This is a genomic window from Erythrobacter sp. Alg231-14, from assembly GCF_900149685.1.
Classification (GTDB): Bacteria; Pseudomonadota; Alphaproteobacteria; order Sphingomonadales; family Sphingomonadaceae; genus Erythrobacter.
In genome coordinates, this window is the sequence record NZ_LT702999.1 from 742,579 (window position 1) to 760,731 (window position 18,153).

Below are 18,153 nucleotides of genomic sequence, written 5' to 3' on the forward strand. Positions count from 1 at the left end.
ACGCCGGTATTCCGGTTGTTCGAGCGCGCGGTCAAAGCGTGACCGCGAATTGCCCGCTTGAGGATCAGCCTTCGGGGTCCGCGTCCGGCCCTGTCATCATTTCCTCGGCGACCTCATCGGTTTTACCGCGAATGGCGGCTTCCAATTTGTCGCAAACTTCTGGGTTTTCCATGAGGTAAGTCTTGGAATTTTCACGGCCTTGCCCGATACGCACGCTGTCATAGGAATACCAGCTACCTGATTTTTCCACGATGCCTGCTTTCACACCAAGATCGAGAATCTCGCCACGTTTTGAGATCCCTTGACCATACATGATGTCAAATTCGACCTGTTTAAACGGCGGAGCGACCTTGTTCTTGACCACTTTCACACGGGTCGAGTTGCCAATCACCTCGTCGCGATCTTTGATTTGACCGGTGCGGCGAATGTCGAGACGAACAGAGGCGTAAAATTTCAAAGCGTTGCCGCCCGTCGTCGTTTCAGGGTTACCGTACATCACGCCAATTTTCATGCGAAGTTGGTTGATGAAGATCACCATACATTTCGAACGGTTGATCGAACCTGTCAGTTTACGCAAAGATTGTGACATCAATCGCGCCTGAAGCCCGACATGCGAGTCGCCCATTTCGCCTTCGATTTCGGCCCGTGGGACAAGCGCCGCAACCGAATCGACGACCAACACATCCACCGCGTTCGAGCGAACCAAAGTGTCGGTGATTTCCAACGCTTGCTCCCCTGTATCGGGTTGCGAGACAATCAATTCATCAATGTCGACACCAAGCTTTTTTGCATAGACGGGATCGAGCGCGTGTTCCGCATCGACAAATGCAGCCGTACCGCCGGCCTTTTGCGCCTCTGCGATCACATGCAACGCCAATGTAGTCTTGCCCGAGCTTTCAGGGCCGTACACTTCGATGACGCGTCCTTTGGGCAGGCCGCCAATACCAAGAGCAATGTCCAATCCCAGCGAGCCGGTCGAAATAGCTTCAACCTCCATCGCCTCTTTCGAACCCAGCTTCATGGCGGAGCCTTTGCCGAACGCCCGATCAATCTGAGCGAGTGCAGCATCGAGTGCTTTTTGACGATCCACGCCTTTTTCCTTCTCTACTAATTTCAATTGAGTAGGCATCGCACGCGCTCCTTCACTTTCCTAGGTTGGTTATTGAGTTTTAACCGACCTTTGGGTTGGGAAAGCCCCTTTGGCGCCCCCTGTTGGAATCACATGTACCCAGTTTGTTCCAAAAGAACAAGTGTGGAACAAAAATTATTTTGGATTGCGCTAATCGGCAAGCTTTTCGGCGGACTTTGCAGCGCGCATGACCGCGCCTACTTTGTCGCTGATGGCGGCCACGCTGAATGGTTTGGCGATGAAATGCATATCAGGGATATCGATTTCAGATCGCAGTGCCTCTTCGGCGTATCCCGACATAAATAGGACCGGAACATCGGGGCGTTGTTCGCGAATTTCGCGAACCATTGCTGGGCCGTCCATTCCCGGCATGACCACATCGCTTAGAATCAGATCAAAGTCGTCACCGGTTGCGATCGCCGCCAAACCTTCTTCGCCTCCCGGGCATGCCGTGATCTGATACCCCGCGCGCGAAAGGGCGCGTTCGGCCACGATGCGGACCATATCTTCGTCTTCGACCAACAAGATACGCCCGCCTTTTGACCATTCGGACGATCCGACCGGGTCAACCACCTCAACGCGGCGCGGCGCTTCGCCGTGATGGACCGGGAAATAGATCGTGAAGCGCGCGCCGATAACCCGGCCGCTGGGCGTGGTGACGTTGTCGGCAAAGATAAACCCGCCCGACTGTTTGATAATCCCGTACACGGTCGACAGACCAAGGCCGGTGCCCTTCCCCTGTTCTTTCGTGGTGAAGAACGGTTCGAACAATTTGGGCAGAACCTGAGCCGGGATGCCGCCGCCATTATCCTGAACAATCAGCACAGTGTAATCGGCAGCGGGCAACACCTCTGTACCCAGTTTGATCGTTTCTTTCGATTGAAGGCTGCGCGTCAACAATGAAATCCGGCCTTCAACTGGCGCTTTTCCAGGGACTTTACCTTGTATCTTGCCATGCGCACCTTTGGTATTGATGGCGTCGCGCGCGTTCACGGCAAGGTTCATGATCACTTGTTCAAGTTGTTGCGGATCGGCCCGCACCGCGCCCAAATTGCGGTCATGTTGGACATAATATCCAATTTTCTCGCCCAGCAATCGTTTGATCAAGGGTCCCACTTCGCTGATCACATCGGGGAGTTGCAGAATTTCTGGCCGCAAGGTCTGTTGCCGTGAGAACGCCAGCAATTGCCGGGTTAACGACGCGGCCCGGTTTGAATTGGCGCGAATCTGTTGAATGTCATCATAATCGCTGTCGCCCGGCGTGTGGCGCAGCAGCATCAAGTCGCATGTGCCAATAACGGCGGTGAGCACGTTGTTGAAATCATGCGCGACGCCCCCTGCAAGCTGACCAACAGCCTGCATCTTGGTCGCCTGCGCAACCTGACGTTTAAGCTGCGTTTCCTCGCTGGAATCAGCCAGAGATAGCAACACCGCCGCCTCTCCCAAACCGCGCACGCCCGCAAGCCCAAGGGAAACCGGTTCGTCGGGACTTCCGGTCAGGCGAACAGCCATGTCCCCGCTGGTCGCGGGTCCGCGCCCGTGCCTGCGCACAGCATCGGAAAGCGCCGCTTTGTCTTCGCGGGTTACCAAATCGGTTGGGAATGCGGGCAGTCCGTGATCGGCGCGTTCGACCGATCTTAGGAACGCGTCGTTGCCGAACAGAAAACGACCATCGCGGTCGGTCATGGCGAGCCCCAACGGCAATTGCGCCAACAACGCCTCAAGCTGGGCGACGCCCGCCTGTCCAGCGCCATCGGGACCGCTGCCCCAGACGCTGCCAATGCCGACGCCGCTATCGACCAACAACATCAAAGAGGCGCCGTCATCGGGGCCGGGTGTCGTGCCTGCTTGCGATGGTTCAGAAAGCGGCACGTCGATCAAAGTTTGCGGCGTACCGCCCCGCCCTTCGCGCGCGAAGAATATTCGATCACGATCATCCGCGCGCAAAAGGCTCGCGAAATTCTGTCCAGCCAAGGTCGCTGCTGGATCACCTGACGCCCGTTCGGCAAAACCGGCGCTGACGCTGCGCACGACGCCATCGGCGGCGGTGATCGCCGCCTCGATTCCGGCCCGGCTCAACACTTCGCCAAGCGGTCCGGTCAAATCCAATTCGCTCAATAAATCGCGGTGATCAGTGTTTTCGCGCACAAATCGCCAGATCAAATGATCGTCGCCGCGCCCTGCTCGCTCTGCCGAAATCGCCCATTGCACGCCTTTGCCAGCATAGACTGCGCCCGACGACGCGGCGCCATCACGCCATGCTTCTCGCGTCAATTTGCTCAATTGTTCAAGCGCAGGCCGTTCAAATGGCATCGCAGGAGGAGAGCTTGTCGCACCGAACGCGCTTACGAACCCGGTGTTCGCGCAAACCAGACGGTTGGCCCTGTCCGTGATCGCAATTGCCTCACCCTGTTTTTCGATCGCCGCCACAGTGACCGACCAATCAGGCACCGCCAATTCTGTGCCCGCGGTCTCTGCGCCCATTCGCTCAACCAAAACCACGCCAATCAAGAGCACGATCAATCCAGCCGCATACGCGCCTGTCAAAACAACATTGGAGGTGACGAAGAATATGACAGCCGCGCTCAGCGCCAATGCGGAGGTGATGCCCAAAAGCATTGGCACGTTGGTCGAAACCGCGCCGCGTTCGGCTATTGCCGATTCATTTGCCAACCCTAAGACCGGTCCGGGATTGGCCAATTCTGAAGCCGCGGTGTTTGTCATGATTTTCACCACTGAGGAATTGCGACGGAACGCGACACTGATAGCCGCAATAGGCAACTCTAATTGGCGTTGAGCCTTTGGTCGAGCCGCTCTTCCATACGTTTCAAACGTTTTGCCCGCCTGCGTGCAACCATAACGCGCCAAATTGCGCTCGAAAGCAGATAACCCACCGCCGACGAGATGATGGCAAGGACAAAGAAGCCAACGACAGTCACACCTGCAAATTCAAACGCGTCGATCACCCATTGCCAATCGCCGCTTTGCAATTGCTCATTGGCAACGCCCGAAGTCGCGGCATCCACGCGCAGGATAAATTGGCCGACTCGGTTCGCGATCACCGCCCAAAACGCGATCGTGAACGGGTTGGTGACAAATGTGACAAGCGCCGCGAGCGGCACGTTCGCACGCGCAGGCAAAGCCAAAAATGCCGCGAGAAAAATCTGACCGACTGGAATGATGAACGCACTGAAAAGACCAAGCGCCACGCCCCGCGGGACCGAACGGCGGGTAAACCGCCACAATTCCGGCGTTAGAAAACGATGCGCGATCGGCCGCAGATATTTGTTGCGGGCCATTTCTTCGCGTTTGGGCATATATTTACGAAACATATCCGCAGCCCAAGTCTTACCACCCGATTTCGATGAACCTTGCGTTCCCATGTCAGGCCGCCTCATCCAGTGGGGCGCTGTGCACAGCAACGCTCCGTGCCACGCGACGCGCGGTCAATGACACCGTGCCGCGCACGATGCGGGTATATGAAGGCCTGACCACCATGATTATGCATATGGGTACCGAAACGCGTCTGACCAGTGGGTTAACTGACCCACGCGCATTATATCGAAAGCTCCGATTCTATCCTCGCTCTCGCATCAAGCGCGCTTTGTCACGCTTCCAATCGCGGTCTTTTACGCTGGCGCGTTTGTCATGCGCTTGTTTACCCTTGGCCAAAGCCAGTTCAACCTTGGCGCGACCGGTCTTGTTGAAATAGATGGACAAGGGCACAAGCGTCATCCCCTTCTTTTCAACTGCACCGAACAACTTGTTGATTTCTCTCGTGTTCAACAACAATTTGCGTGGGCGACGTGGTTCATGATTTAACCGGTTGCCGTGGCTGTATTCGGGGATGTTGGCGTTGACCAACCACACTTCCCCATCGCGCAATTCTGCGTAGCTTTCCGCGATGGTTGCCTCGCCTGCACGCAGCGCTTTCACTTCCGTGCCTTGCAACGCCAAACCCGCCTCAAACTTATCTTCGATGTGGTAATCGAAACGCGCGCGCCGATTTTGCGCAACCGTGTGCAATTTATCAAAGGTTTCGGGTTTGGGGCGTGCCATAGTGGGTGGGCCTTTACGCGCTCCGCCATGAATTGAAAAGTCACCTCTGCCTTGTCCCATAAACCATCGTAAAACAGTTGTTTTTTTAAAATCAAACAGTCAAACTCGCGACGATTACTCAATGGCGAACACCTAAAGGGGCAAGGTTGTCATGAAAATTCTACGTAAAGCGATGGTCGTTGCAACAACAATCGGCTTGGCATTCTATTCAACAGTTCAACCGATAGCCGCATCTGCAAACGATGCTCCCGCTTTAAGTGCCTATGGCGAATTGCCAGAGATCGAAGACGCCGCCTTGTCCCCGTCGGGCAAGCGTCTTGCCGCATTGTTGAGCGTTCGCGGTACGCGCGTCCTTGTTGCTTTTGATGAGAACAACGCCATTATCTCTCGCACCAATGTCGATGCCTATAAGGTGCGCCGTTTCGATTGGGTTGGCGAGGACCGGTTGTTGTTGACGTACAGCACGACCGAGGATCTGGGCGCAAATTTCACCACCGACAAGCACGAATTTTCGTTCGCGGTCACCATTCCGATCAATGTTGCAGAACAAGGCAACGTCGTTTTTAGCAACCGGCGCACCTTGGTGAATTCAATCTTTGGCAATTACGGCATTCGCCAGATCGGCGGCCGCTGGTACGGATTTTTTGGTGCCATCGAATTGGCAAGAGGCATCCGCGCTGGCGAGTATGAATTTCGCCACGGCCGCCCGTATCTTTACCGCGTCGACATGGTCGACAATTCGACCGAACGCGTCGCCACCGCGGCCAGCGACAACCACGACAATGATTGGTTGATCGACGCCAATGGAGACGTTGCCGCAACCTATGACATCCATCGTGAGAACGGACGATGGGACATCCGCAATGGGAACCGGCAAATCATCGCTGAAGGTCAGTCCGTAAGCGGTCGCAGTGGTTTGATCGGCTTGGGTTATGGCGGTCAGTCTGTGATTTATTACAACGTTGATGAGAACAACCGTTCGCGCCGGTTCGAAGTTCCGTTGAGCGGCGGTGAGCCTGAGGAATTTCTTCCCGGCATCGACATTGATCGCCTCTATTTTGATGCGCAAACAGGGCATCTAAGCGGGTATTTGGAAGAAGGCGCAGACCCCCGTCCCGTATTCGAAGATCCCGACAAAGCCCAAGCCGTTCGTATGGTGCGGGAAGCTTTTGCCGATTTCTCGATGAGCATGATGGATTGGAGCGACGATCTAAGTCACGTCGTGGTCAGAACATCGGGCCAATTCGACAGCGGGACCTGGTTCACAGTTGATGTTGGCAATCTATCCGCCGAAGCGATCGCCTATGAGCGGCCCGATATTGAGCCGCAGCATGTCGGCCCATTTTCCACTTTTGATTACACAGCATCCGATGGATTGGAGATGGACGGCGTCCTAACCCTGCCTCCGGGTCGCGAAGCGAATAACCTGCCTGTAATCATGCTGCCGCATGGCGGGCCACACAGCTTTGACAGCGAACGTTTCGATTGGTGGGCACAGGCATTTGCGTCGCGCGGTTACGCCGTATTTCAACCCAATTTTCGCGGATCAACCAATCGCGATGGTGCATTCCGCCGGGCGGGTTACGGAGAATGGGGACGTAAAATGCAGACAGATATCTCTGATGGGCTCGCCGCATTGGCAGAAGCTGGGATTGTCGATCCAGATCGCGCTTGTATCGTTGGCGCAAGTTATGGCGGATATGCCGCGCTTGCCGGTGTGACGTTGCAACAGGGGCTCTACCGTTGTTCCGTTGCGGTGGCACCCGTTAGCGATATTCGCCGGATGTACCGCGAAGACTACCGGGCCAGCGGCGAAACACGCATTACCCGAACGGCGCTACGCGAACAGCTTGGCGATCCCGATACATGGGATGCGGTGTCACCGGAACGGTTTGCCGAACGCGCCGATGCGCCGATTTTGTTGATCCATGGGCGCGATGACACGGTCGTGCCCTATATCCATTCGGTCAAAATGGCCGATGCGTTGGACGATGAGGACAAACCGCATGAATTGATCACGCTGGACGGAGAAGACCATTGGCTGTCTCTATCGGAAACGCGTCAGATCATGCTGAATTCGGCGGTTGCTTTTGTTCAGGAACACAACCCGGCCGATTGACCGGTCACGGCCTTATAACAAGCCTGCATGCTCCAACGCCGCGTCGACTGCTTTGCGTGATTCCGCGCTCGCTTCGACAATCGGCAGGCGCACGCTCGGCGAAAACCAATCGTGCACACGGCTAAGGGCGTATTTCACCGGAGCCGGGCTGGCATCGGAGAACATGGCGTAGTGCAGCGGGAACAAACGGTCGTTCAATTCGCGCGCCTTCTTTAGCTCATTGGCGGCGATTGCGGCTTGGAATTCTGCGCAAAGGGCGGGTGCAACATTGGCCGTGACCGAAATTGCCCCCCTACCCCCGGCAGCGGAGTGCGGCAGCCACAATTCATCATTGCCCGACAATTGGCAAAAATCGCGCCCAATCCCCATCCGATGGTCGGCCACGCGCGACAAATCGCCGCTGGCGTCTTTGATAGCGACGATGCGATCGGGATATTTGCGCACCAACGCGACGACAGTCTCATCTTCGATATCAGTCACGGTTCGACTGGGCACATTGTACAAAACAATTGGCAAATCACAGCATTCTGCAAGGTAGCTGAAATGAGCGATCAATCCCGCTTGGCTTGGGCGGTTGTAATACGGCGCAACGCATAGGCCCGCCGCCGCGCCCGCTTTCTTTGCGAACACCATGTGCATTTCGGCGTTGCGGGTGTCGTTGCTGCCGCAACCGGCAATGACCGGAACCCTGCCGGCGGCCTGTTCGATGCAGATTTCGATAACACGGTGATGTTCCGCATTCGACAATGTCGATGCCTCACCTGTGGTGCCGCAAGGGACCAACGCGGCGCTGCCTTGGTCGATCTGCCAATCGACCAACTGCCGAAACGCACCTTCATCCAACGATCCGTCGCGAAAAGGAGTCGCCAGAGCGGGAATGGAACCGCTGAACATTGCATTATTCCTGTATCAGACAATAAAAAGTGCAAGACGGCGCAAAAATCGTGCGCCACCCTTTTGTTAAGCGCCTGATAAGGAGCCAATCGGCACTATGTCCAGCATGGCCAATAAATTGCTTTCAAATCCTGTCTCTTTTGTGGCGTTCGCTGCGGCAGCTTTGGGCGCCTTTGCGGTGCCATCTTCGGCGCAAATGGGCGGACAACCCGACCGCAGCAATCTGGTTGCACAACAACCCAGTCAAATGGGCGCCGCGATTGCGCGGTGGGAATTGTTGCAGGAAAACCGCTTGCTGCGATTTGCCGATTACGCGGGATTCGCTTTGGCCTATCCGGACTTTCCGCGAACGGAAATCATCCGCATCCGCGCCGAAAACACCCTTGGCGAAGAAGCCCCTTCGCAAGCAGAAATCCTCAATTTCTTTGACGCACTGCCTCCCCTGACCAATGCCGGTCGGGCGCGTTACGCATTGTCGCTTGCCGCAGCGCAACGTTCGGACGCGTTCGAAGTAGCCCGCACGGCATGGCGTGGCGGCGCGATGAGCGGCCCTACAGAGGCGTATTTGAACGGTTTGTTCGGGAGCCAGTTCACCGCCGCCGATCACAAAGCGCGAATGGAAGCCCTGCTTTGGCAAGAAGAAGCCGAAGCCGCAGAGCGCCACATCATCAATTTGGATCCGAGCGATCGCGACATGGCGATGGCGCGATTGGCGTTGATCCGCGGTTCAACGCCGCAAAACGCCGGCATCCCTGTGCCCGCCGATGCGCAACGTGACGCCGGCTACGTCTACAATCTGGTCAGCTATTATAAGGCACGGCGCCAGACCCAAGCCGCTATCAGCCTCTTAGCCAACCGCCCCAATTTCACGGCTCCCGCGTTCCAACCAGAAGATTTGGTTGGCGATATGTTGGAAGCGGCATCGGCAGCGGGGTCTACCAGCACTGTCCAAATCGCCAGCCGCATTGACGATCTGTTTGCGCCCGGCACCGACATTTCAAAGGGGTCCTTTGCCCTGCGTGACCGGTACACCGATCTGATGTGGAAAGGCGGCACAAACGCGCTTTGGCGGTTGGGCGATGGCGCTGCGGCGGCACCGCTCTTCCTGCGATATGGTGAGGCCGCCCGCACCCCATTGACCCGATCAAAAGGGTTCTATTGGGCGGGACGCGCCGCGCGTGAGGCCGGCTTGCGCGATGATGCCAATCGCTATTTCGAAATGGCGGCGCAATACCCGCATTACTATTACGGCCAATTGTCGATCAGTGCGTTGGGGCGGACCATGCCCACCTTTGCACAATTGCCCCAAGCTCAAATTGATCCCGCCACGCGCGCCGAATTTGAAACGCGGCCGCTGGTTCGGGCAATCCGTCACATTGCCGCCAATCGCGGCGACTGGCGCACCGAAAGGCGTTTCTTCCAAGCCATTGGCAACAGCGCCCAGTCCCCGGAAGAATTGGTGATGGTTGGCCAATTGGCGTCGGAAACCAATCTGCCCGAAATGGCAGTGGTGATCGGCATGGAAGCGGGGGCGAATGGATTTGAAGGCTTCGAACGCCTCGGCTTTCCGACATACCCAACGCCGGTCGTGAATGATTGGACAATGGTCCACGCCATCACCCGCCAAGAAAGCGAGTTCGACCGGACCCGGCGCAGCCACGCGAACGCCATTGGCATGATGCAATTGCTGCCCAGCACCGCGCGCGAAGAAGCCGGCATTTTGGGTGTCCAATACCTAAGAGCGGGCCTGACACAGGATCCGCAATACAACATTCGATTGGGCGACGCGCACTTTGCCCGCCGAATGGATTTGTACGGCGGCGCCTATCCGCTTGCCATCGCGTCCTACAACGCCGGGCCGGGCCGCGTTCGCCAATGGCTGCGTCTGAATGGTGATCCACGCAGGGGTGAGATTGATTGGGTGACATGGATCGAAAAGATCCCAGCCAATTTCGAAACCCGGTATTATGTGATGCGCGTGATCGGAAACGCCGTTAGCTATTCCCACATGTATCCTCAGGAAGCGGGCATCCCGCGCACGGTTGACGCGTTTCTGCCTTAAGAACCGCGATAGATCCCAAAAGCATGTCATCAACACAAGGACCACCGATCACACCGGGTGGTATGGCCGCGTTAAAGGCGCGCTATGACCACCTTTTGGGTAAAGAGCGACCAGAAGTCGTCGAGATCGTAAGCTGGGCGGCGGGAAATGGCGACCGCAGCGAAAACGGCGATTACATCTATGGCCGAAAGCGAATGCGGGAAATTGACCGCGAACTTTCGTATCTCGCCCGCCGAATGAAGGTATTACGCGTCGTTGATCCGGCCAACCAACCCGATAGAAGTAGAGTGTATTTCGGCGCGCGAGTGGAGCTGGCCGACGAAGACGACGCACGCCAAACTGTGCGCATCGTAGGGGACGATGAACAAGATGCCGGTGCAGGCTTGGTCGGATGGAATTCGCCCATCGCAAAGGCACTGCGCGGGGCATCCTTGGGAGATCTGCGAACGGTGCGCTTACCCGGCGGCGTCAAGGAATGGGAAGTTCTGACGATTACCTACGTGTGATCGGGCGCCATACGCCTGATGCGTGTTGCAGGCACCGCATCCACCAACCAAACACCGTTGCTCGAAAGAAAAAATTCAACGCCATCCTCATGCATTGATTTGGCATCGATGATCAAAATCACGGGCTGCCCTCGCCTTTGACCGACTTTCTTGGCCGTTTTGAGATCGGGTGACAGGTGAACATGGTGCCGTTTTTGTTTGCTCAATCCATCGCGTTCTATCGATTCCAAAAAAGCTGCGACCGTGCCGTGGAACAATTCATCCGGCGGGGTCGCCCGTTTCCATGCCCCTTGAACCGCGATGGAGTGTCCCTGTCGTGCGCGAATTTGGGTGCCATCGTCGGAAAGCTCGAAACGCTGTTTGTCGTTTTCATTCACAACACGACTCAACATGGCTGAATCGGTCGGCAATTTGCGTTGAACCAAAGCCGATAAAACCACATCAACCGCGGCCCAGCCGTTCGCATCCAGCACCACACCACCCTTTTCCGGCGCATGCCTTAACCAATAGGACAAAGCCTTGGATCGAGATTTTAACGGGATCTCCATGATCCACACTGTTGCAAATCCCTGCAATTCCGGCAATTCCCGGTCCATGACCAACCGCACATTCACGCCGGCCTGTGCCACAATTGCCGTTCTCGCTGCGACCTGTTCGGCGATATTCGCCGCCCCGCTCGCTGCAAAGGATAGCCTTGGCGTCTATTCCAATTGGGCCGCGTTTCGCGATGATACGCCGTCCCGCTGCTACGCCATCGCCAAACCCCAAAACGGCAGCGACAATGGTCCCTTTGCCAGCATCGCCAATTGGCCCGGAGCCGACATTCGCGGGCAATTGCACATCCGATTGTCGCGCACCGTAGAGGAAGGCGCAGACGTCACATTGTCGATCGCCGATCGCAGTTTTGACCTCGCCGCCAATGGACGCAACGCATGGGCATCGGATGCGCGAATGGACGCTGCCATTGTCGCCGCCTTGCGATCTGCGGGCCGGATGAGCATTTCGGCGCGCGCGACATCGGGGGGACGTTTCACCGACCGATACGATCTGTCCGGCGCCGCGACAGCCATTGACGCCGCCGTCGTGGGATGCGCCAATATTGAATGATGCGGATCGGTTTGAGTGCATGCGCCGCTGGCCAAAACTCAATTGCCGCACTATATCCGCCTCCAATCATGGCAGATACGACTTTAATGACCATTCCCGGGCAAGTGGACCCGGTCCCCGTTGCGCGTGATATCACGCCGCGCGAAGACGGCCGCATTGACTTGATCGGTTTGCCTCGTCTGCGCATTCGGGATCTGTTCGCAGAGGCCGGTCTTGATCCGCGTCAGGCGAAATTGCGCTCAAAACAAGTGTTTCACTGGTTGTATCATCGCGGTGTCACCGAATTTGATGCCATGACCGACATCTCAAAGAACATGCGGCCATGGCTGACCGAAAGATTTGTGATCGGTCGCCCCAACGTATCCGAAGCGCAGCACAGCAATGATGGCACGCGCAAATGGTTGTTGAAAACCGACGATGGCCACGAATTTGAAATGGTCTTTATTCCCGATGCCGACCGGGGAACGCTGTGCGTATCGAGCCAAGTTGGCTGCACATTGAATTGCACATTTTGCCACACCGGTACGATGCGGCTTGTGCGCAATTTGACGCCGGGCGAAATCGTCGGACAGGTTATGTTGGCGCGCGATGCGTTGGGTGAATGGCCCAAAGGCAAAATGGATTTTGGTTTTGCCGACGACGAAAGCGAAGAAGCGCAAGCAGAATATCGCGCCGATGGCCGTTTGCTTACCAACATCGTGATGATGGGCATGGGCGAACCGCTTTATAATTTCGAACATGTCCGCGACGCGCTCAAATTGGTGATGGACGGCGAAGGATTGGCCCTATCACGTCGCCGCATCACCCTTTCCACCAGTGGCGTCATCCCAATGATGGAACGGTGCGCGGCGGAAATTGGCGTCAATTTAGCCGTCAGCCTGCATGCAGTTACAAAACCTGTGCGCGATGAGATCGTGCCGTTGAACAAGAAATACGGGATCGAAGACCTGCTTCAAGCCTGTGCCGATTACCCCAAAGCATCCAATGCGCGCCGGATCACGTTTGAATATGTGATGCTGAAAGACAAAAATGACAGCGACGCCGACGCGCATGAATTGGTCCGCTTGATCAAACATTATGACCTCCCGGCCAAAGTGAACCTCATCCCGTTCAACCCTTGGCCCGGCGCGGACTATGAATGTTCCGATCCCGATCGGATCCGCGCTTTCAGCAACATTATCTTTGACGCCGGCATCAGCGCTCCCGTGCGCACGCCGCGCGGCCGCGATATCGATGCCGCATGCGGCCAGCTCAAGACAAGCGCCCAAAAGAAAAGCCGCGCAGAACGCGACCGCGAAGCCGCCGCTGCATCGGATTAAACCGCAAGGCCAGCTTGGCGAAAACAAGCAATCGGGCTACGCTCTTTTACATTAGGAGTTGGTCCCATGATGAAATCAGCCAAAACACTTAGAAACCTATCGCTTGGCCTTGCCGTTGGCGCGATGGCATTTGTAGCGATCCCGGCCCAAGCACAGTTCCGCGGGCTTTTCCGTGATGCGCAGCGCGGGGCCGAATCCGCCGAAGGCTGCGAAGAGGGTTCGACCGGTGACACGGCGCGCGGTGTAATCGGCGGTCTTTTGGGCGGCGCAGCAGGGCGTACGGCGCGGCGCGCGGGCCTTGGCCAATTTGTGCCCGTCTCTGAATTCACCAATCAAATCCCGGCCGCGATCGCCTGCAAATTGGACGCAGAAGAGCAAAAGCAAGCCGCTGACGCCACATTGGAGGCGACCCGCAGCGTGACCAATGAAGCCACCGGCGAAGGGGATGGCAGCGGCGATGAAGCTACATTCACCGGGCCTCCGATCGGCCAAACCGCGTCGTGGACATCGGAAAGCCGCGACGATGTGAGCGGCACATCAACCGTTACGGCTCGTGAACCATCGGATGACGCCACAGACTGTATTCTAGTCACAGATATCATCATCGTTTCGGGCGAAGAGACACGCGCCGAAAAACGCATGTGCCGTCCACCCGGCTCTGCACGCTATTCGATCATCGCGTGATGATGCGACCGACCATTAGAATATTGACCGCAATCGGATGTGCGGCGGCGTTGATGGGGACCGCCACGCTCGACCCCGACAATCCGACATGCCCTGTTGAACCCAATTGGGGTTCGGCCGATGCCATGGTTCTCACCCCCGTGGATCGCGATGGGAAACGAGTTTTGTTGGCCGAAGGGCGCATTGACGCTAACCTGCCTGAACGCCTGCGGGCCGCGATTGAAGCCGACGAGATGATTTCAGAGGTTTGGTTGCGATCACGCGGCGGAAATGCTCGTGCGGGCAATGAAGCAGGCCGGATCATTCGATCCTACACCGGCATGATCACCCGTATTCCATCGGGAGCGACGTGTTTTTCCGCCTGCAATTTTATCTTCATGGGCGGCGATCGTCGGGTCGTGGATGATGGCGGCGTGTTCATGGTCCACATGTTCACCCATACGGCCGATCGCTGGATCATCGATGATGCGGTGATCGATGGATCGCAGGCGACAACCGAATTGATCGCCAGCATCGAACAATCCTCTGCATTGTTGGCCACCGAAGACAACGATTTCCTTATCCGGATGGGCATCAGCCGAAAATTGTTGACCGACATCATGTATCAACAACAAGCCGTCAGCAACGAAGACGATCCCAGCACCCGCTACTGCCTCTCAGGCGACGAAGTGCAGGAATACAATGTGATGACACAGGAGCGTCGGGCCCCTTAATGGTTGATCGCGATATTGACGACCAATCCGGCCCAATCGATCGGGCGACATACGAATTCTACCAAAACGGTGCCCCCTTTTACACATCAAGCGGCGCACAGGCCCATAGCCGCCATCTTGATGGGTTCTTGGATCGCTTATCGCCCGGTGCAGCCATCTTAGAAATCGGCTGCGGCGGCGGGCGAGACACCGCGCATATGGTCGATCGCGGCTTTGTCACCGATCCCACTGACGGCATTCCCGCAATGGTGGCCAAGGCCAACGAACGCCACGATATCGGCGCGCGATTGATGCGTTTTGATGAATTGGACGCGGTGGGCGCGTATGACGTCGTTTGGGCCCACGCCTGCCTGCTTCATTGTCCGCGCGATCAAATGCCCGATGTGGTGCGTCGTATTCACCTGGCCCTTCGCCCGCGTGGATTGCACTATGCAAGTTTCAAACTAGGGGATGGCGAAGGCCGTGACTTATTGGGCCGGTTGCACAATTTCCCTTCGGCTGCTTGGTTGCGGGATCTATACGTGCAGGGCGGTTTTGAAACGCTGTCGGAAGACATCTTTGCCGGCAAAGGGACCGACGGAACGCAACGCGATTGGATGGCTTTAACGGTGAAGAGACTTTGAAACACACGATAGAGGCGATCTGCACAGGCACTGCGCGCCCGTTCAACGGGGCCGAGACCAGTGCCATCGCCAAACGTCCGCGCGAAGGCCTCATCCAATTTCTCGAAGACGGTTTGGCACCCGATGAACAAGCGGACCGGCGCGTGCATGGCGGCCCAGAAATGGCCATTCACCTTTACCCGCTCGATCACCATGATCATTGGCGAGAAGCGTTGGGCGCGATTGATCTTTTGGATGAACCGGGCGCCTTTGGCTCCAACTTAGCTGTGCGCGGTGTGACCGAAGATCGGGTGCATATTGGCGATCGCTTTCGCGCGGGCAGCGCGTTGATCGAGATAAGCCAGCCACGACAACCCTGTTGGAAGATTGAACACCGATTTGGCAAAGCCGCCAATTCCAAAGGCATGGTGTCGACCATCGTGAAATCGGGCAAATGCGGTTGGTATTTCCGCGTGATTGAGTTCGGCGAAGCGCAAGCAGGAGATTCGTTGGAACGCGTCGCGGTTGGTGAGACTGAATGGAGCGTCGCGCGCGCCTTTGCCGCGTTGATGGCGGGCAAGGCAAGTCGCGATGAATTGGTCGAATTGTCACAGATGGAGGCGCTTTCCCCAAAACTAAGGGAGCGCGCCCAAGCCAAATTGGCATAAGCGCGAAGGGTGCCGATTGATGCGCCCCTCGCCCACTGTTAAGGCGCTGAAATGTCTGATGCCGCGTCACTTGAACTTGCTTCTGAACCCGTTGTTTTGATTACGGGCGGTGCGACACGCATCGGTGCAGAAATGGCCAAAGGGTTCGCACAGGCCGGTTGGCATGTCGTAATCCATTACAACCGATCCGGAGATGCGGCTCGCGCGTTGGCCGACAACTTGCCCAGCGCGCAGACTATTGGATGCGACCTTACCGATGATCATGCGGCAGTTGCGATGATCGAAGAATTGGCTGAGCGGTGCGACAATTGGCGGTGCCTGATCAATTCCGCGTCGATCTTTAAATACGACGATGCAACCAAACTGGATCCCGCAACGAACAAAGAGGCGATGCAGATCAACGCCATCTCTCCCGCGATCATGACTCAACGCTTTGTGGCGTCCGCGAAAAGCGATGATGTGCGCACCGTAATCAACATCACCGATATGAAATTGGCCAACCCCAATCCTGATTTCTTTAGCTACACAATGTCCAAACACGCTTTGGCCGCGACCATCCCCATGCAGGCGATCGCATGCGATGATAAAACCCGGATTTACGGCATAGCGCCGGGCGCAATCCTGGCCAGCCATGATCAAAGCGAAGATGAAACCGATGTCTCGCACCGGCTCAATCTCCTATCCCGAAAGACCGGCGCCGATGAGATCGTCGATGCTGCGCTGTTCCTATCGAAAGGCGCGCTTAAGAATGGATCGACCGTGTTCATAGACAGCGGCCAGCACCTGCTTTCGCAAGATCGCGACGTGATTTATCTGGCGCGTGAAAACGCTGCGCAAAAAGCGGGCGCGGCATGACGCGGTCTAAGAAACGCCATTCCTTGCTTGTCCGGATTTGGCATTGGATCAACGCGGCGGCCTTGATTGTGCTGTTTATGTCCGGCCTCACCATCTCCAACGGGCACCGATTTTTGTATTGGGGCAATTACGGCTTCGATCCGGCAGATGCTTGGATGACTGTGATGCGGTTTCCCAATTGGATGACAATCCCGCAGCGATACGATCTGGCTGAGGCGCGCGATTGGCACAATACATCGGCGTGGATCTTTGCGGTTGGATTGTTGGTGATGTGGATTGCTATCATCATCTCCAAACATTTCTGGCGCGATATTGCGACCCGGCCGGCCGATTGGTCACCGCGGGCATGGGTTAAGGCGCTGCGTGATCATTTGCCGGGCGGCGGCGCAGATCGACACAGCGGTTACAACGCCGTTCAACGGATCGCCTATGGAGTCGTTTTGGGGGTGTTTTTGCCCATGATGGTTTTCACCGGCCTCGCGATCAGCCCAGGTTTTGAACCCGCTGCGCCGTGGATGGTGGATGCTTTGGGAGGCAGACAAAGCGCCCGAAGCCTGCATTTCATATTTGCTTGGGCGCTATTCGGTTTCTTTGTGCTGCATGTGTTGATGGTGTTGATTTCAAACCCGTTGAAACAAATCGCACAAATGATCACCGGCGGAACGCGAGAGGACAGCAAGGATGGTTGAAATTAAACGCCGCGCAGTGCTGGCCGGCATGGCCGCCCTACCCGCAGCCGCCTGCAGCGAGCTGGCCGAAACCGGTCCAGTGGGCGACGCCTTTGATGTGGCCGAAGATTGGCATCGCACCGCGCATCGCACTTTGGCCAGCCGTCAAGCTTTGGCCCGCGAATACGCACCAGATGAACGGTCACCCGATATCAAGGGCAACGGCACTTTGCGCATCGAAACACCCGATTATCGCAACGCCTTCGAGAATGGGTTTACCGACTGGCGATTGTCCGTGACGGGATTGGTGGACAATCCGCTTTCGCTCAGCATGGATGAATTGCGCGCGCTACCCCAACGCACTCAGATCACACGGCACGATTGTGTGGAGGGGTGGAGCGCGATTGCCGAATGGACCGGACCACAATTGTCCGCCCTGCTCGACACCGCAAAACTGCGTAAGGAAGCAAACTTTATCGTCTTTCGTTGCGCCGATGTTTTGTACGGTCGCGACTATTATGAGAGCGTCGATCTGATCGATGCCTATCATCCGCAAACGATCATTGCCCACGCATTGAACGGCGCACCTTTGCCTGAAAAGAATGGGGCACCGTTGCGCATGCGGATCGAACGGCAATTGGGCTACAAATCTGCCAAATACCTAAAGGGCATTGAGGCCGTTTCGAGCTTTGAAGACATCGAAGGCGGCAAAGGCGGTTTTTGGGAGGATATCGGCGATTACCAATGGTATGCCGGGATCTAAGGTCG

Annotated in this window: 18 protein-coding genes; 12 read left to right on the top strand and 6 right to left on the bottom strand. The window is 56.6% G+C overall.

The features are described from left to right. Positions 1 to 64 precede the first annotated feature (64 nt). From recA to smpB, 4 genes are all read right to left on the bottom strand, one after another. Positions 65 to 1,129, bottom strand: a complete 1,065-nt coding sequence (gene recA / locus BQ8290_RS03440; protein WP_108787651.1) for a recombinase RecA — start codon at positions 1,127 to 1,129, stop codon at positions 65 to 67. Between the two features lie 150 nt (positions 1,130 to 1,279). Continuing rightward, a complete protein-coding gene (locus BQ8290_RS03445; protein WP_108791837.1) occupies positions 1,280 to 3,748 on the bottom strand; it encodes a response regulator in 2,469 nt (822 codons plus the stop codon). A gap of 164 nt (positions 3,749 to 3,912) precedes the next feature. Then, positions 3,913 to 4,446, bottom strand: a complete 534-nt coding sequence (locus BQ8290_RS03450; RefSeq protein WP_108787653.1) for a DUF2062 domain-containing protein — start codon at positions 4,444 to 4,446, stop codon at positions 3,913 to 3,915. A 259-nt stretch (positions 4,447 to 4,705) separates the two neighbouring features. Beyond that, positions 4,706 to 5,188, bottom strand: coding sequence for an SsrA-binding protein SmpB (smpB, locus tag BQ8290_RS03455; RefSeq protein WP_108787655.1), 483 nt, complete (start codon positions 5,186 to 5,188; stop codon positions 4,706 to 4,708). Between the two features lie 151 nt (positions 5,189 to 5,339). Between smpB and BQ8290_RS03460 the strand changes: the two genes are divergently transcribed. Further along, positions 5,340 to 7,307 carry an alpha/beta hydrolase family protein gene (locus BQ8290_RS03460; RefSeq protein ID WP_337660964.1) on the top strand — a complete coding sequence of 656 codons (1,968 nt, stop codon included), beginning with the start codon at positions 5,340 to 5,342 and terminating at the stop codon, positions 7,305 to 7,307. 12 nt (positions 7,308 to 7,319) lie between these two features. Here the strand turns inward: BQ8290_RS03460 and dapA are convergent, their stop codons facing one another. Then, positions 7,320 to 8,201 (bottom strand): 4-hydroxy-tetrahydrodipicolinate synthase, encoded by an 882-nt coding sequence (dapA, locus tag BQ8290_RS03465; RefSeq protein WP_108787659.1) that lies wholly within the window; start codon positions 8,199 to 8,201, stop codon positions 7,320 to 7,322. Positions 8,202 to 8,298: 97 nt separating this feature from the next. Between dapA and BQ8290_RS03470 the strand changes: the two genes are divergently transcribed. Together BQ8290_RS03470 and greB are read left to right on the top strand one after the other, a co-directional pair. Further along, on the top strand, positions 8,299 to 10,263 hold the full coding sequence (locus BQ8290_RS03470) for a lytic transglycosylase domain-containing protein (protein WP_337660965.1): 1,965 nt from the start codon (positions 8,299 to 8,301) through the stop codon (positions 10,261 to 10,263). A gap of 23 nt (positions 10,264 to 10,286) precedes the next feature. Next, on the top strand, positions 10,287 to 10,769 hold the full coding sequence (gene greB / locus BQ8290_RS03475; protein ID WP_108787661.1) for a transcription elongation factor GreB: 483 nt from the start codon (positions 10,287 to 10,289) through the stop codon (positions 10,767 to 10,769). On the opposite strand, the gene BQ8290_RS03480 is transcribed toward greB, so the two are convergent. Next, positions 10,760 to 11,398, bottom strand: a complete 639-nt coding sequence (locus BQ8290_RS03480) for an RNA 2'-phosphotransferase (protein WP_337660966.1) — start codon at positions 11,396 to 11,398, stop codon at positions 10,760 to 10,762. The two genes, greB and BQ8290_RS03480, sit on opposite strands and share 10 nt — an antisense overlap. On the opposite strand from BQ8290_RS03480, the gene BQ8290_RS03485 reads away from it, so the two are divergent. The 9 genes from BQ8290_RS03485 to BQ8290_RS03525 all read left to right on the top strand — a co-directional run bounded on the left by BQ8290_RS03485 (position 11,364) and on the right by BQ8290_RS03525 (position 18,148). Continuing rightward, a complete protein-coding gene (locus BQ8290_RS03485; RefSeq protein ID WP_337660967.1) occupies positions 11,364 to 11,876 on the top strand; it encodes a hypothetical protein in 513 nt (170 codons plus the stop codon). The two genes, BQ8290_RS03480 and BQ8290_RS03485, sit on opposite strands and share 35 nt — an antisense overlap. Positions 11,877 to 11,944: 68 nt before the next feature. Further along, positions 11,945 to 13,195 (top strand): 23S rRNA (adenine(2503)-C(2))-methyltransferase RlmN, encoded by a 1,251-nt coding sequence (rlmN, locus tag BQ8290_RS03490; RefSeq protein ID WP_108791845.1) that lies wholly within the window; start codon positions 11,945 to 11,947, stop codon positions 13,193 to 13,195. Between the two features lie 66 nt (positions 13,196 to 13,261). Further along, complete coding sequence (locus tag BQ8290_RS03495; RefSeq protein WP_337660968.1) at positions 13,262 to 13,879, top strand: hypothetical protein; 618 nt, start codon at positions 13,262 to 13,264, stop codon at positions 13,877 to 13,879. Next, on the top strand, positions 13,879 to 14,592 hold the full coding sequence (locus BQ8290_RS03500; RefSeq protein ID WP_337660969.1) for a hypothetical protein: 714 nt from the start codon (positions 13,879 to 13,881) through the stop codon (positions 14,590 to 14,592). Before BQ8290_RS03495 ends, BQ8290_RS03500 begins: the two co-directional genes overlap by 1 nt. Then, positions 14,592 to 15,215: a methyltransferase domain-containing protein gene (locus tag BQ8290_RS03505; protein ID WP_108787663.1), complete on the top strand. Its 624-nt coding sequence runs from the start codon at positions 14,592 to 14,594 to the stop codon at positions 15,213 to 15,215. The genes BQ8290_RS03500 and BQ8290_RS03505 overlap by 1 nt, the downstream gene beginning before the upstream one ends. Continuing rightward, complete coding sequence (locus BQ8290_RS03510; RefSeq protein WP_337660970.1) at positions 15,185 to 15,862, top strand: MOSC domain-containing protein; 678 nt, start codon at positions 15,185 to 15,187, stop codon at positions 15,860 to 15,862. The genes BQ8290_RS03505 and BQ8290_RS03510 overlap by 31 nt, the downstream gene beginning before the upstream one ends. Before the next feature lie 51 nt (positions 15,863 to 15,913). After that, positions 15,914 to 16,717, top strand: a complete 804-nt coding sequence (locus BQ8290_RS03515; protein WP_108787667.1) for an SDR family oxidoreductase — start codon at positions 15,914 to 15,916, stop codon at positions 16,715 to 16,717. Next, the gene (locus BQ8290_RS03520) at positions 16,714 to 17,406 is read left to right on the top strand and encodes a cytochrome b/b6 domain-containing protein (protein ID WP_108787669.1); all 693 of its coding nucleotides are present in this window, start codon (positions 16,714 to 16,716) and stop codon (positions 17,404 to 17,406) included. The genes BQ8290_RS03515 and BQ8290_RS03520 overlap by 4 nt, the downstream gene beginning before the upstream one ends. After that, positions 17,399 to 18,148 carry a molybdopterin-dependent oxidoreductase gene (locus BQ8290_RS03525; protein WP_108787671.1) on the top strand — a complete coding sequence of 250 codons (750 nt, stop codon included), beginning with the start codon at positions 17,399 to 17,401 and terminating at the stop codon, positions 18,146 to 18,148. The genes BQ8290_RS03520 and BQ8290_RS03525 overlap by 8 nt, the downstream gene beginning before the upstream one ends. Positions 18,149 to 18,153: the final 5 nt, after the last annotated feature.

What these genes read in the sequence shown, in the direction of transcription:
- BQ8290_RS03505 (WP_108787663.1), top strand. Translation starts at nt 14,592, where the DNA reads ATGGTTGATCGCGATATTGACGACCAATCCGGCCCAATCGATCGGGCG.
- BQ8290_RS03450 (WP_108787653.1), bottom strand. Translation starts at nt 4,446, where the DNA reads ATGCCCAAACGCGAAGAAATGGCCCGCAACAAATATCTGCGGCCGATC.
- BQ8290_RS03470 (WP_337660965.1), top strand. Translation starts at nt 8,299, where the DNA reads ATGTCCAGCATGGCCAATAAATTGCTTTCAAATCCTGTCTCTTTTGTG.
- BQ8290_RS03525 (WP_108787671.1), top strand. Translation starts at nt 17,399, where the DNA reads ATGGTTGAAATTAAACGCCGCGCAGTGCTGGCCGGCATGGCCGCCCTA.
- recA (WP_108787651.1), bottom strand. Translation starts at nt 1,129, where the DNA reads ATGCCTACTCAATTGAAATTAGTAGAGAAGGAAAAAGGCGTGGATCGT.
- dapA (WP_108787659.1), bottom strand. Translation starts at nt 8,201, where the DNA reads ATGTTCAGCGGTTCCATTCCCGCTCTGGCGACTCCTTTTCGCGACGGA.
- greB (WP_108787661.1), top strand. Translation starts at nt 10,287, where the DNA reads ATGTCATCAACACAAGGACCACCGATCACACCGGGTGGTATGGCCGCG.
- rlmN (WP_108791845.1), top strand. Translation starts at nt 11,945, where the DNA reads ATGGCAGATACGACTTTAATGACCATTCCCGGGCAAGTGGACCCGGTC.
- BQ8290_RS03500 (WP_337660969.1), top strand. Translation starts at nt 13,879, where the DNA reads ATGATGCGACCGACCATTAGAATATTGACCGCAATCGGATGTGCGGCG.
- BQ8290_RS03485 (WP_337660967.1), top strand. Translation starts at nt 11,364, where the DNA reads ATGACCAACCGCACATTCACGCCGGCCTGTGCCACAATTGCCGTTCTC.
- BQ8290_RS03495 (WP_337660968.1), top strand. Translation starts at nt 13,262, where the DNA reads ATGATGAAATCAGCCAAAACACTTAGAAACCTATCGCTTGGCCTTGCC.
- BQ8290_RS03460 (WP_337660964.1), top strand. Translation starts at nt 5,340, where the DNA reads ATGAAAATTCTACGTAAAGCGATGGTCGTTGCAACAACAATCGGCTTG.
- BQ8290_RS03520 (WP_108787669.1), top strand. Translation starts at nt 16,714, where the DNA reads ATGACGCGGTCTAAGAAACGCCATTCCTTGCTTGTCCGGATTTGGCAT.
- BQ8290_RS03515 (WP_108787667.1), top strand. Translation starts at nt 15,914, where the DNA reads ATGTCTGATGCCGCGTCACTTGAACTTGCTTCTGAACCCGTTGTTTTG.
- BQ8290_RS03445 (WP_108791837.1), bottom strand. Translation starts at nt 3,748, where the DNA reads ATGCTTTTGGGCATCACCTCCGCATTGGCGCTGAGCGCGGCTGTCATA.
- smpB (WP_108787655.1), bottom strand. Translation starts at nt 5,188, where the DNA reads ATGGCACGCCCCAAACCCGAAACCTTTGATAAATTGCACACGGTTGCG.